13 protein-coding genes are annotated in these 13,607 nt (G+C 68.4%); 5 read left to right on the forward strand and 8 right to left on the reverse strand.

Annotation, left to right across the window (positions count from 1 at the left end):
* Positions 1-58 precede the first annotated feature (58 nt).
* From DIZ26_RS22960 to DIZ26_RS22975, 4 genes are all read left to right on the forward strand, one after another.
* Complete coding sequence (locus tag DIZ26_RS22960) at positions 59-1,729, forward strand: PHP domain-containing protein (RefSeq protein ID WP_112244844.1); 1,671 nt, start codon at positions 59-61, stop codon at positions 1,727-1,729.
* Between the two features lie 39 nt (positions 1,730-1,768).
* Entirely contained in the window at positions 1,769-2,671 is a 903-nt protein-coding gene (locus DIZ26_RS22965) for an oxygenase MpaB family protein (protein WP_112244846.1), read from the forward strand.
* Positions 2,672-2,680: 9 nt separating this feature from the next.
* Positions 2,681-3,892, forward strand: coding sequence for an ROK family transcriptional regulator (locus tag DIZ26_RS22970; protein WP_112244848.1), 1,212 nt, complete (start codon positions 2,681-2,683; stop codon positions 3,890-3,892).
* A gap of 72 nt (positions 3,893-3,964) precedes the next feature.
* A complete protein-coding gene (locus DIZ26_RS22975; RefSeq protein WP_112245432.1) occupies positions 3,965-4,777 on the forward strand; it encodes an SAM-dependent methyltransferase in 813 nt (270 codons plus the stop codon).
* Between the two features lie 73 nt (positions 4,778-4,850).
* Here DIZ26_RS22975 and DIZ26_RS22980 read toward each other — a convergent pair whose 3' ends face one another.
* The 6 genes from DIZ26_RS22980 to DIZ26_RS23005 all read right to left on the reverse strand — a co-directional run bounded on the left by DIZ26_RS22980 (position 4,851) and on the right by DIZ26_RS23005 (position 11,117).
* Positions 4,851-5,447 (reverse strand): ParA family protein, encoded by a 597-nt coding sequence (locus DIZ26_RS22980; protein WP_112244850.1) that lies wholly within the window; start codon positions 5,445-5,447, stop codon positions 4,851-4,853.
* An 89-nt stretch (positions 5,448-5,536) separates the two neighbouring features.
* On the reverse strand, positions 5,537-6,505 hold the full coding sequence (locus DIZ26_RS22985; RefSeq protein ID WP_232828530.1) for an ABC transporter substrate-binding protein: 969 nt from the start codon (positions 6,503-6,505) through the stop codon (positions 5,537-5,539).
* A gap of 20 nt (positions 6,506-6,525) precedes the next feature.
* Positions 6,526-8,460: an ABC transporter permease gene (locus DIZ26_RS22990; RefSeq protein WP_112244852.1), complete on the reverse strand. Its 1,935-nt coding sequence runs from the start codon at positions 8,458-8,460 to the stop codon at positions 6,526-6,528.
* Between the two features lies 1 nt (position 8,461).
* Complete coding sequence (locus DIZ26_RS22995) at positions 8,462-9,547, reverse strand: quaternary amine ABC transporter ATP-binding protein (protein ID WP_112244854.1); 1,086 nt, start codon at positions 9,545-9,547, stop codon at positions 8,462-8,464.
* A 132-nt stretch (positions 9,548-9,679) separates the two neighbouring features.
* Entirely contained in the window at positions 9,680-10,141 is a 462-nt protein-coding gene (locus DIZ26_RS23000) for a group II truncated hemoglobin (RefSeq protein WP_112244870.1), read from the reverse strand.
* A 34-nt stretch (positions 10,142-10,175) separates the two neighbouring features.
* A complete protein-coding gene (locus DIZ26_RS23005; RefSeq protein ID WP_408610264.1) occupies positions 10,176-11,117 on the reverse strand; it encodes an aminoglycoside phosphotransferase family protein in 942 nt (313 codons plus the stop codon).
* A 35-nt stretch (positions 11,118-11,152) separates the two neighbouring features.
* Here DIZ26_RS23005 and DIZ26_RS23010 point away from each other — a divergent pair, with 35 nt between their 5' ends.
* Entirely contained in the window at positions 11,153-11,926 is a 774-nt protein-coding gene (locus DIZ26_RS23010) for a hypothetical protein (protein WP_198676243.1), read from the forward strand.
* A 3-nt stretch (positions 11,927-11,929) separates the two neighbouring features.
* Here DIZ26_RS23010 and DIZ26_RS23015 read toward each other — a convergent pair whose 3' ends face one another.
* Both DIZ26_RS23015 and DIZ26_RS23020 read right to left on the reverse strand, forming a co-directional pair.
* Positions 11,930-12,607, reverse strand: coding sequence for a class I SAM-dependent methyltransferase (locus DIZ26_RS23015; protein WP_112244876.1), 678 nt, complete (start codon positions 12,605-12,607; stop codon positions 11,930-11,932).
* Between the two features lie 138 nt (positions 12,608-12,745).
* On the reverse strand, positions 12,746-13,567 hold the full coding sequence (locus tag DIZ26_RS23020; protein WP_112244878.1) for a siderophore-interacting protein: 822 nt from the start codon (positions 13,565-13,567) through the stop codon (positions 12,746-12,748).
* Positions 13,568-13,607 lie beyond the last annotated feature (40 nt).

A 13,607-nucleotide genomic window follows, 5' to 3' on the forward strand; every position in this document is an offset into this window, starting at 1 on the left:
TGCGATTGCTTGACAGTGCCTTGACACGTGCATGTCAGCACAAGAAAGGTGTTCCGCCATGACGTCTGAGCAGCAGGTACCCGTCTGGGCCGATCCGGCCGTCCCCGAGGAGGCGCTGGATCCGCAGGGGCTTTCGCGGCGTGGGTTGATCCGCCGGGCCGGGTTGCTGGGTGCCGGGTTCGCGGCGGCCGGCGTACTGGGGACGGGTGAAGCTGCCGCGGCTCCCGGTGCAGCGGATTCGCAGTACGGGGATGGGCCTGAACTGGTTTATCTCGTCGGGGATCACCATGTGCACAGCCGGTACAGCCATGACGCGAAGTACGACTTCAGCCAGTTGGCGTTGCGCGGGTCGCAGTTCGGCCTGGACTGGATGGCGTTCACCGAGCACAGCAACTTCGGGCACGCCGACAAGGGTGCGCAGGCGGAGAACGCAGAGGTGCTCAAGGCGCGGGCGGAGAACCCGCGGATGCTCGTGTTCCAAGGGCTCGAGTGGTACATCCCGGCGGCCGAGCACGGGACTGTTCTGGTGGCGCCCGGCGCGAACAACGTGGCCCTGCTGCAGCAGTTCGAGCGCGAGTACGACGGCAAGCTCACCGGGCGCTCGGCGAGTACACCGGAGAACGAGCAGCATGCGGTGAAGGCGCTGGCGTGGCTCGCGGAGCAGAAGCGGACGGGGTTCGTCGACGACGTGCTGGTGTTCGCCAACCACCCGATGCGGCTGGGGATCGACTCGCCGCACGAGGTCCGGGCGTGGCGCGACAGTGGGGTCTGCATCGGTATGGAAGGCGCTCCTGGTTCACAGGGCGACGCGGATCCGGCCTGGTGCGCGTTCCGCGGTACAACGACCAACCAGCGCGGCGAGTACACCAACAACCCCAGTGACGCGAGCTGGCCCGGTTACCCCGTCGATGCCTATCGCACGTACGGCGGCTTCGACTGGGCCACTGCGACCGTCGGCGGGCTGTGGGACTCGCTGCTCGCCGAGGGACGCCTGTTCTCGATCACCTCGAACAGCGACAACCACCGGACCATCTGGGACACCTGGAAGGACGGCGAGTACCCGCCCGGCCAGAACTTCGACTCACTCGGCTGGAAGCCGTCTCCGACCGACGCCGGTACGCCGCAGGCCGGCAGCGACTTCTGGCCGGGGCAGTTCAGCCGGACCCACGTCGGCGTGACTCGCTACGGCTACCTCGACGTGATGGCCGGGCTGCGCGCCGGGCGCGTCTGGGTCGACCACGGTCAACTGGTCGACGGCATCGACGTACGGGTGGCTCCTGTTGGGTCCAGGCAGCGTGGTGTGACGCTGGGCGGGCGTTTGAAGGTGCATCGCAACCAGCGGCTCGAACTGCGAGTCACAGTGACCAGCGCGACGCGGCCGAACTTCCACGGCGTACTGCCGAGGCTTGCTCACCTGGACGTGATCCGGGGCATCGTGACCGGTACTGCGAAGGACCGCGACAGCTGGAAGGCTCCTGACACCCGGGTGGTCGAGCAACTCGACGTACAGGGCAAGACCGGTAGCTACACGCTGCGGATCCCACTCGGTCGAGCAGAGCAGTCGCACTACCTGCGACTGCGGGGCAGTGACGGTCGGCGGAACGGGCCGGGCTACCTGGGGCGGCGCATCGATCCGGCTGGGCCGATCCAGCACCCGCCGGCCGACGGCGATCCGTGGCTGGACACCTGGCTCTACACGAATCCGGTCTTCGTGGACGTCGTCCGTTGACCATGATCGAGGGTTTGGAGTGGTGGGGAGACTGGTCGTATGGCCATCACTACACCGCTGAACATGCTGGACCCTGTGCGGGACGGCTTGGCCCGGATGATCCTGACGAAGGTGGCCGGGCCGGATCCGTGGGCCGAGCGAAACCGGGTGCACAGCACTCCGGGTCCTAGGTGGTTCGCGGCGGACCGGCCGATCCGCCGCGTGCACGGCGACGCCTCGATGTTCGCGGGTGGCCTGCGCGCGCTACTACTGCAGTCGCTGCACCCGATGGCGATGGCTGCGGTCTCGGCGCACTCCGGCTATCGCGGTGACCCGTGGGGCAGACTCCAGCGGACCAGCTACTTCCTGGCCATCACCACGTACGGCGCTGCGCAGGACGCAGAGGAGGCCGTCGCCCGCGTCAAGGCGGTGCACGAGCGAGTGCGAGGGACCAGTCCGGACGGGACTCGCTACCGGGCTTCGGACCCGCACCTGCTCAAGTGGGTGCACGTGGCAGAGGTGGATAGCTTCCTCGCGGCACACCAGCGGTACGGCGCTTCACCGCTCAACGCTGCCGAGCGAGACGCGTACGTCGAAGACACTGCGCTGGTGGCCGAGGCTCTGGGCGTCGTGGATCCACCTAGGACCGAGGCGGAGCTACGGGAGACCCTGAAGTCGTACCGGCCCGAGTTGCGGGGGACTGCCGAAGCGAGAGCGGCAGCGCGATTCATCCTGGTTCACCCACCAGTGCCCTTGGCCGCGCGTCCGGCGTACGGCGTATTGACCGCGGCGGCGGTCGGACTGCTGCCGTGGTGGAGTCGTCGGCCGCTGCGGCTGCCGTACCTGCCGCTGGCGGAGAGCACGATGGTCCGGGTGGCCGGTGACGGGCTGACGCGCACGATCCGCTGGGCACTCGCCTCGCCGACGCTGACACCGGAGTCTGTGACCGCCGATACCCGGTAGTTTTCTCCCATGCCGAAGCGCCCGTACCGCCCGCTGCCGTTGGGTACGCCGGCGGGGGTCGAGGTGCTGACCAAGATCCTGACCCAGGGACCGATTCCGCGGGTCCAGATCGCCCGGCGGACCGGGTTGTCCCAGGCCGCGGTGACCAAGGCCGTCGCGCCGCTGGTCGAGGCCGGCTTCGTGACGGACCACCCGGCCGAGGCCGAGGACGGTACCGAGGTCCGGGCGGAACTGGGGATCGGCCGGCCGGTGAGTCCGCTGACCGTGGTCGCCGACAGCGTCTCGGTGATCGGGCTGAAGGTGACGCCGACCGACCTGATCGGCGTGACCACCGACTTCAAGGCCGGGATCCGCGCGGTCCGGCACCAGCAACTGACGGACAAGTCCGCGGATTCCGTGCTCGAGCGGTTGGCCGAGCTCGCGACCGAGTTGATGGCGACGCTGCACGACAAGACGGATCCGGCCGGTCCGCTGATCGGCGTGGGCGTCGCGGTCTCCGGCGACGTGGACGCTCTGCAGGGCGTGGTGCGCGATTCGCCGTTCATGGGCTGGCGAGATGTGCCCGTGGCGGCCCTGCTCGGCGAGAAGCTGAAGGTGCCGGTGGTCGTGTCGAACGACGTACGGGCCCTGACCGTGGCCGAGCACTGGTTCGGGGTCGGCGTCGACGCGGACTCGTTCGCGGTGGTGACGATCGGTTCCGGTGTCGGCTGCGGCCTCTACATCAACGGCGAGGTCGTGTCGGGCGCGCACGGCGTCTCCGGCGAACTCGGGCACCTGCCACTCGCGCCGGGCGACCTGGTCTGCACCTGCGGCCGCCGTGGTTGCGTGGAGACGGTCGCTTCGTCGGATGCGATCCTGGCCCGGATCCGCGAGACGACCGGCCGGCCCGAGCTGGACCTGGCCGGTGCGATCGAGCTCGCGCACGAAGGCGATGCCCACGCGCGGGAGGCCTTCGACCGGGCCGGCGAAGTGATCGGCTCGGCATTGGCCGCCATGGTGAACCTGGTCGGCCCGCAGCTCGTCGTGATCGCCGGCGAAGGCGTCGCGGACTACGACCTGTACGACCAGCGGATGCGGCAGGCGTTCGCGGAGCACGCTTTCGGTGCCGCCGGCGACTGCACGCTGATGCTCCGCTCGCACACGTTCGACGACTGGGCCAGGGGCGCGGCCGCCACGGTGATCCGCTCGTACGTTCGCGGCGAACCGCCTTTACACCGGTGACCGGCAGCCCGGTTTCCGAACGATCGCATAGAGTGAGCCCAGACCTCAGTTGAGCCGGAAGGTTTGTTCGCGATGACAGACATGGGTGTGCCGGAGCAAGGGATTCCGGGGGTTGATCCGACCAAGCCGAGTATCGCGCGGACGTACGACTACCTGCTCGGTGGCAAGGACAACTTCGCCGTCGACCGGGCGCTCGGGGACAAGTTCATCAACGACCTTCCCGGCTCGCGCGTGATCGCCTTCGACAACCGCGGTGCGCTGATCCGTGCGGTGCGCGAGATCGTCACCAGCGGGGTCAAGCAGTTCATCGACCTCGGCAGCGGGTTGCCGACGGCGGACAACGTCCACCAGATCGCGCAGGGGCATCGGCCCGAGGCGAAGGTCGTGTACGTCGACATCGACCCCGTCGTCCTGAGTCACGGTCGCGCACTGCTGGCCGAGAACGACTTCACCACCGTGATCGAGGGCGATCTGCGGGACTCGGAGAAGATCTACCAGAACCCGGACCTGCAGTCGCTGATCGACTTCGACCAGCCGGTCGCGATCATCCTCAGCGCGATCCTGCACCACGTGAACGACGACGAGGACCCGGCCGGGCTGGTGCAGTTCTGGGTCGATCGGATCCCGTCGGGCAGCTATGTGTTCATCAGCCACTTCCGCAGCGAGGACGATCCGCGCAGCGCCGAGATGCAGCAACTGCTGCAAGGCTCGCTGGGGCGCGGGCGGTGGCGGACGGACGACGAGTTGCGGGCACTGTTCGGCAAGGAGCTGCAGATCCTGCCGCCCGGGCTGGTGCCGACGGCCGAATGGCGGCCCGTCACCGAGCCCGACGAGCTGACCGACTGGCAACGCCTGATCGCCGCCGCTCTCGCCATCAAGCCCTGACCACCGCGGCGGCGTAGTACAGGCCGGAGCGCCCTTCCGACCCCGTGGGCTGGAAGGGCGGCTCGTGGCGGCCTCAGCTGCGGGCTGCCGCCAGGATCTTGCGCCAGACCTTGCGGTAGGACTCCAGGCCGTCCTCGGCCAGTGGTCCGGTCGGGCCGGCGGTGATGGAGACGCGTTCGGGGATGGTGCCCCAGACCGGGATCTCCTCCGCGGCGTACTGCTGCATGGCCTCCTGGTAGGCGCGGGTGTAGGTCCGTGCCGAGCAGATCACCACGCCCACCGGAACCTCCTTCGGCACCAGGTCCAGCACCGCCCGGACCCGGGGAGTCTCCACCCCGCCGACGCGGGTCGGGATGACGACGATCCGGGCCCGTTCGAGCGCCTTGTTCAGCAGCCGTTCGTGCGACGGGGGCATGTCGACGACGCCGATGCCCTCGGGCGGCACCTTGTCGAGTGCCTTGGTCAGGAGGCGCTCGGTCGGCGCCTCGGCGATCTCGATCCTGGCCAGGTGGTCGTCGTCGGAATCCGCGATCCAGTCGGCAGCGCTGCCTTGTGGATCGGCGTCGACCAGGGTGGCGGTGCGACGGTTGGAAGATGCCAGCGCGGCCAAGTACACCGACGTGGTTGTCTTGCCGACCCCGCCCTTCAGTGCAGCTGTCACGATGATCATGGAACCGACGCTACCCGGTTTTGTCCGATTTCCGGCGTGTCGTCGGCGTTGCCCGAACGCGTCGTGATAGTTGCCGGTGGCCCCGGGCGCTACTTCCCGAGCCAGGCGTCGACCTTCGACCGGTTCGCCTCGACCCACTTCTGGGCGGCCGCGTCTGGGCTCAGCTTGTCCTCGGCGATGTACTTGGCGACCTGGTTCTGGTCGTCGTTGGTCCAGCTGAAGTTCTTCACCAGGTCGTACGCCGGGCTGCCCGAGTCGGCGAACTTCTTCGAGACGATCTTGTCCAGCGCGTACGCCGGATAGTCGCAGGCGACCTTCTCCGGTACGGCGTCGCAGCCGGCCTTGTACGGCGGCAGATTCACTTTGACCAGCTTGAGCTCGTTGAAGAACCACTGCGGCTCGTAGAAGTATCCGATCACGGGCTTCTTGTTCTTCTCCGCGTCGCGGAACGCCTGGATCAGCGCCGTCTCGCTGCCGGCGTACACGACCTTGTAGTCGAGCTTCAGGTTCTTCACCAACGCCTCGTCGTTGGTGACGAACGACGGATCGCCGTCCAGCAACTGGCCCTTGCCGCCGGACTCCGACGTCTTGAACATCGCCGCGTTCTTGTTCAGCGTCTTCCAGTCGGTCAGCTCCGGGTGCGCGGCGGCGAGCCACGGCGGCAGGTACCAGCCGATGACGCCCTTGTTGCCGGTCGGGCCCGCCTCGACGGCCACCTTCTGGTCGGTGATGTACTTCTTCTTCAGGTCTTCGTGCCCCCAGTTCTCCAGGTTCACGTCGATCTCGCCGGTGCTGAACCCCTGCCAGGCGATCTCTTCCTTGAGGTTCTTCTTCACCACCTTGCAACCGAGGTCCTTGGTCGCCACGTAGGCGACGACGGCCGCGTTCGCCTCGTATCCGACCCACGGGCTGACGGTCAGATTGACGGTGCCGCAGACCTTGCCGCTCGGGGCCGGCTTCTGCTGCGCGTCGCCGACCTTCGCACCCCCACACGCGGTCAGCGCGAGCGCCATCGCCGTCAGCACACCGGCCGAGCGCAGCAGCTTGTTCGTCACCACAGGTTGTCTCCTCATGATTTTCAGCTGAACTTCCTGGTACGGCGGGCCGCGGCCTGCGTGATCCGGTCGAGCATGACACCGAGCAGCACGATCGCCAGCCCCGCCGCCAGCCCCTTGCCGTAGAGCTCACTCTGCGCGAAGCCGGCGGCCACGTCGTACCCGAGGGCACCCGCGCCGACCAGGCCGCCGACGACGACCATGGACAGCACGTAGATCAGGCCCTGGTTCACCGCCAGCGTGATCGCCCGCCGGGCGACCGGCAGTTGCACCTTACTGATCACCTGCCAGCTGCTGGAGCCGACCGAGTTGGCGGCCTCGACCGTCGCGACCGGGACGGCTCGGATGCCGTCGGCAACGATCTTCGTGGTGACCGGTACGGCGAACACCACCGCGGCCGCGATCGCGGTGAACCGGCTGGTGCCGAACAGTGCGAGGAACGGTACGAGGTACACGAACGGTGGCATCGTCTGTCCCGCATCGAGCACGGGTCGCAACCAGCTGTCGGCGCGCTGGTTCCGCCCGGTCCACACCCCGAGAACGATGCCCACAGCAACCACTACGACGGTCGCCAGCAGCGTGGAAGCGAGCGTGACCATGCTGTCGTGCCAGACTCCGGTCGCAACCAGCAGACCAAGGCAGACAGCAGCCGGTACTGCGCCGCGCCAACTCCCCAGTACTGCGGCGAGAGCCACGATCACCACGGTGACAAGCCACCACGGCGACTCCGTGAGCAGCCCTTCCAGCGGGTTGAGGAGTCCCTCGGTCACAGCATCGCGTACGCCGTACGTGAACCCGCCGAAGACGTCCTGGACCCACGTCGTCACGTCCGACGCCGTCACGGCGATCCGGGAGCCCACACCGACGTCAGTGGGGAACTCGGCGGCCCACAGATACGTGCGGGAGAACCACACGGCCACCAGCACGGCCACACCGCCGACGCCGAGCAGCACACGGCGGCGGACGCTCGCAGTACGCCATGGTCGGTCACCGGCCGCAGTGGTCACGCGGTCGAGCACGATCGCGATCACCACGATCGCGAGACCGGCGTTGAACGCTACGCCGACGTCAAGCGTCTGCAGCGCCTTCAGTACGGTTTGCCCGAGACCGGGCGCATCGATGAGCGCAGCGACCGTGACCATCGACAGTGCGGCCATGATCGTCTGGTTGATGCCGACCACGACCGTACTGCGCGACATCGGCAGCAGCACTTTGAACAGGGTTTGCCCGCCGGTGGAGCCGAGCGAGCGAGCCGCCTCGACGCTTTCGGCCGGAACCGAACGGATCGCGTGCGCGGTCAGCCGGACGACCGGCGGCGCCGCGTAGATCAGGGTCGCGATGGTCGCCGCCGCCGGGCCGATCGCGAAGAACAGAGTGAGCGGTGCGAGGTACACGAACGTCGGCAGCGTCTGCATCAGGTCGAGGATCAGCGTGGCGACCTTGAACGCGCGGTTCGACAGTCCGGCCCAGATCCCGAGCGGAATGCCGACCAGCAGCGAGAGCGCGACGGCGGCGATCGTGAGCGAGAGCGTGTCCATGCTCTCCTGCCACAACCCTTGCAGCCCGACGAAGGTGAGCCCGGCGGCTGCGAGCAGCGCGACCTTCCAGTTGCCGAAGGCCCAGGCCAGGTACGCCGCGATGGCCACCACGCCGAGCCAGCCGACCACCGGCACGGGCCGCCCGTACGCCGGTTGGGACAGCACGTTCTGCAAGAGGATGACCAGGTGCTCGACCGCGATCCGGATCGCGTCGAAGAACGCGTTGCCGTTGCCGAGGAAGTCGCGGTGCGCGGTCAGCCAACGGTGCAGCGCGGTGGTCTCCTGGCCGCCGATCGCGAGCGTGTCGATTCCGCGCAGCACGAACCAGGCCGCCACCCAGCCGACCACCAGCACGCCGGCGATCACCGTACGGCGTGGTTTGCGGACCCGGATCTCGACCGAGCCGGTGATGGACGCCATCTCAGCCGTCTTGGGGGCGCGGCGCGGACGGGTCCGGATCCGCGACGACGGCCAGGATCGCCTCGTCGTCGATGACGCCGAGGAGCTGGCCTTCGGCAACGACCTTGACCGGGCGGTCGGACTCCAGCACCAGCCGGGTCGCCTCCCGGACCAGGACGTCGGGGCCGAGCTCGGGGCCGTCCAGCTGCTCGTCCGGTCGCGGCTGCCGGACGATCCAGCGCAGCGTGAGGATGTCGGCCCGCGGTACGTCGCGGACGAACTCGCGGACGTAGTCGTCGGCCGGCGCTCCGACCAGTTCGTCGCCGGTCCCGAGCTGGACCGCCGCGCCGTCGCGCATCAGCAGGATCCGGTCGCCGAGCTTGAGCGCCTCGGACAGGTCGTGGGTGATGAACACCATCGTCTTGCCGACCTCGCGGTGCAACCGGGCCACCTCGGTCTGCATCTCGCGCCGGATCAGCGGGTCGAGCGCCGAGAACGGCTCGTCGAACAGCAGTACGTCGGGGTCGTTGGCGAGCGCACGCGCCAGGCCGACCCGCTGCTGCATGCCGCCGGACAATTGCTCGGGGTACAGCTGCTCGTTACCGGCCAGACCGACGAGGTCGATCACCTCCTGCGCCCGGCGGCGGCGGTCGGGCTTGCTCTCGCCGCGCACCTCCAGGCCGTAGGAGACGTTGTCGATCACCTTGCGGTGCGGGAGCAGGCCGAAGTGCTGGAACACCATCGAGAACTTGCTCCGCCGGAGCGTCCGGAGCCGCTTCTCGTCGGCGGCGCGCAGATCCTCGCCCTCGAAGTAGATGCTGCCCGCGGTCGGCTCGATCAGCCGGGTCAGGCAGCGGACCAGCGTCGACTTCCCGGACCCCGACAGGCCCATGACGACGAACACCTCACCGGGAGCGACGTCGAAGCTGAGGTCGCGGACGGCCGCCGTACAGCCGGTCTTCTGGTAGAGGTCCTTGCGGTCCAGGCGCGCGAGATCAGGACGTCGCGGTACGCGGTCCGCCTTCGGCCCGAACACCTTCCACAGGTCCTGGATCGAGAGCAGTGCGTCCGACGCCTGCGGATCGGGGTACTCGAGCTGAGCGGTCACAGTGGTTCACCCTCGCATCCCGGCCACCGGGTTCGTCGTGAACCGCGACTTTATCGAAGCCCCGGCTCCCCAGCGCCGCCGCGGGTGTCTGACCCTTCAACCTTTACCCGCACCAAACACCCTCCACGCCGGTTACGAGGGCTGGTACGGCGGAGCCTCGCCCCAGCCCCACCTCGGTACCGGCGCCTGTGGTGGTGGGGTCGCGCCGGGCTGGGAATTGGCCAGCGCGATCCGGGTGCCCCACTCGATGTAGGCCACAAAGGCCGACCGGAACTCGGGATCGTCCGGCAGGCCGGCCGGGTCGGCGCTGGCGGCGATGAGCGCGGCCCACCTCGCGCGCTGCTCCTCGGTCAGACCGAGATTCAGGTGGTGCGACAGCATCGCCGGGTAGCCGCCAAGCTCTTCGGTGTACGTCTTGGGGCCGCCGAACACCTCCCCGAGCCAGATCGCCACGTGCTCACGGTGCTTGTCGCTCATGTGCGCGAACACCGGCGCGAGCAGCGGATCCTCCAGCACCTTGTCGTAGAACACCTCGGTCAGCCGCCTGAGCGCTTCCAGCCCACCGGCCCACTCGTACACCGTCGGCGTCGTCATCTCACCCTCCTCTGATTGCAGTGTAAGCATGTAATCAGATTCCAAGGTTCATCAACGCTCTGGCGATCGCGACCTGAGCCGGCTCGATCCCGCGTTCGCCGTCCTCGAGGTCCCAGAGCACGTTCTGCAGGATCCGCCCGAGCGTCCAGCCGACGGCCCGGTCGCGGTCCAGGCCGACCACGTCGACCAGCAGGTCGAACCGCCGCCGGATCGCCTTCGCCAGGTCGCCGGTCGCGACCAGGTCGTCCCAGCGGTTGTTCAGCGCCGGGAACAGCTCGAAGCACGGGTCGCCCGCGAGCGGCTTCGGGTCGATCACCAACCACGGTTCCCGCTCGGCGGCCATCACGTTGTCGTAGTGGAGATCCCAGTGGAGCAGCCGATCACCGGACTCGCCTTCCAACTCGGCCAGCCGGGCAGCGCACCGGCGTACGAGGTTCTGCTCGTCTCGGTCAGCCAGTCGCGGGATCTCTCTGGGCGCTTCGTCCAGCATCGCAGCGGTGAGGTCTTCGAGCTTCCGGAGCACAGGAGGAGCCTGTACTGCGCTCAGCCGGGCTAGCAGCTCTGCCAGGACCTGGGTGGCCTCCTGGTCGTTTGGGACGGCGCTGAGCATCCTCGGCTGCAGGCGCTCGATCAGGATGGTGCCGGTCGATGGATCATCCTCCAGGACCAGTACTACGCCGTCGCCGTCCCACGTACGCAGAGCGAGTGCCTCGCCGGCGTTCTCCTCGTTGAGCGGTTGGAGCTTGAGCATCGCGGCAGTGGCGTCTCGGCGGCGCACGGGGAGCACCAGCGAGCCGGCGCCGTACAGGGGTTCGCCGTCGAGCTGCAGTGACCACTGGTCGAGGTAGCCGGTGGTCAGCTCCGGCAACGCGTCCAACCAGTGCTTGGCGTCTTCCTCGTGCAGCTCTCGGAGACCCGCCGGTACTACGAACTCGCGCAACTGGACTCCTTTGCTCGCGGCCGGGCACTCCGACAGTAGGTGGTCGGGTGGACGTGTGCTTGGGTTTTCCCGTGAGTTCCCCTGAGGCGGCCGACGCGGCCCATGCAGTGGCCCGGCAACACCGTCGCGCGCAAGCATTGGTGGGCGTGGTCTATCTCGGTTTGCCGCTGGCGTTCCTGGTGGTGACCGTGGTGATCGCGTCGACTCGGTCGGCGTTCGCCTGGCCTGCGGTCGTGTTCCCGGCGCTCGTGCTGGTGCTGGGCTGGTTCCTGCGAAGCAGGCAGCGGTATCAGGTCGGGCGCTGGACCACCGTCGGCGCCTGGTTCGGTGGGCTGGGCGTGCTGTACGTCGGGTTCTTCTCGCTGGTGTTCGACGTTCGCTGGCTGGTCGCGGCCATCATGCCCGCTGCGCTGGTCGGCGCGTTCCTGGGTGCGCTTCTCGGACACGCTGCTCAGCGCGCGATCATGGCACCTCTGCGGCCCGAGCTCGCCGGTACGCAGTACGAGCTCACGCTGCAGTTGCGGGGCGTGCTGCTGACCACGCTGGACATCGGTACGTCGACGGTGACTGTGCGAGGGCGGTTCTTCGCCACCCCGCCGGGCGGGCGGGAGGCGGGCCGGCGTACGTATCCCTTGTCGGCGGTGACCGGGGTCTTTGCCGCCTCGCTCAGCGGCTCCGAGCGGCTGAAGTTCCCGATCGCGCTACCAGCCAAGGCAGTCGGCTCGGCGGGACCGGCGCTGATTTTGCAGGCTCGCGGCGAGGACTGGGTCCTCCCCCTCAGCGCCGCCGACGCCGTCGCCGCCTTCCTCAACCACCGAGTCAGCGCCGCAAAGCTGACGTCCTGAGGATCACCCAGCGCGCTGGTCGGTCCACCGCATGCCGAGGGCGAAGCCGAGATCGTCGTACTCGGCACCGGGAAAGACCAGGTCGTGGACCTCGCGGAACTGGCGACGGGACAGGTAGACATCGCTGGCCAGATGGTCGAGCCACGGTCTGCTGAACCAGAACCGCAGCCCGAACCACGCGTCCCGCAGCCCGATCCGTCGTACCTCGGCCGGGAACCCTTTGATCGCACCCACCTGGTAGACGATCCGCGGCGGCGTCGGGTAGAGATCGCACACGTTGTCGACCAGCGCGACCGTGCCGCCGGGGCGGACCAGCGACTTCAGTTGCTCGAGGCCGGCCCGGTAATTCGGCACGTGATGCATCATCGTGTGGCTGTAGACGAGGTCGAACCCGTCGTCGTCCACCTCGAACAGATCAGCCACCCGGTACTCCGTGTTCGGCCGCGCCCGCTTCGCCCGGGCGATGTCGATCAACGGCTCACTCAGATCGACCCCGAGGACGTACCTGAAGTCGTCGGCCAGCCTTGCGACCGCGTAGCCCGAGCCGCAGCCGACGTCGATCGCGCGCTCACCGCGGACGCCGAGGCCGGACACCCATCCGCAGTTCTGCCCCGGGTGCAACCCGACGAACCGGTCGTAGTCGGCCGCGAACCGATCGAACAGCTGTGCATCAACCGTCATGCGAGTACGACGTCACCCGACGCCCGACGGTTGGGTCGGGATCGGCCTCCAGTCCGTCGGGCTCCGTTTTATCGGGGCACCGTTTTGTCGGGGCTCCGTTCCGTCGGGGCACCGTTTTGTCCGGGCACCGTGCTGGGGTCAGGCGCCGGCGGCTTCGCGTTCCTTGCGGGAGGTCTCGGCCTTCTCGGCCTGCCAGCCGTCCTCGTTCTTGCCCAGACGCCAATAGCCGGAGATCGAGACGCGGTCGCGGGGGAGACCGCGCTCGGCGTGCAGGTGGCGGCGGAGCTGGGTGACGAAGCCGGCTTCGCCGTGGACGAAGACGTGGACGTCGTCGGAGCGGAACTCGAGCTCCTCGACCGCCCGGACCAGGTTCTCCCCGCGCTCGCCCGTGCGGTGGAACCAGGTCAGCTCGACGTCGCCGGGGCCGTCGAGCTTCTGCTCCTCGGTCTCGTCCTCGACCTCGACGAAGACCTTCGCCTTCGCACCCGGCGCGAGTTGCTCGATCGCGGCACCGATCGCCGGCAGTGCGCTCTCGTCGCCGACCAGCAGGTGCCACTCGGCGTCGGGGTTCGGCGCGTAGCCGCCACCCGGACCGTTGAACCAGAGCTTGTCACCGGGCTGGGCAGCCGCGGCCCACGGCCCCGCGATCCCCTCGTCGCCGTGGTAGACGAAGTCGATCGTCAGCTCCCGCGCGGCCTCGTCCCAGTTCCGGACGGTGTAGGTGCGCATCGTCGGCCACTGCTCGGCCGGGAACTGCTCACGGATCACGCCCATGTCGAGCGGCTCGGGATACGTCACGCCGGGCTTCGGGAAGAGCAGTTTGACGTAGTGGTCGGTGGTTCCGTTGTCGACGAACTCGTCGCAGCTCAGCACCAGCCGGATCATGTGCGGAGTGATCCGCTCGCTCCGGCGGACGACCGCCAGCTTCGCGCGGCGGTTACGGGGTGCGGGGTTGCTCACGCGACCACGGTCCTCTCAAAACTTCGAGCAGAATGTTAGG

This window comes from Kribbella monticola, from assembly GCF_003261635.1.
In the GTDB taxonomy this organism is placed as follows: Bacteria; Actinomycetota; Actinomycetes; order Propionibacteriales; family Kribbellaceae; genus Kribbella; species Kribbella monticola.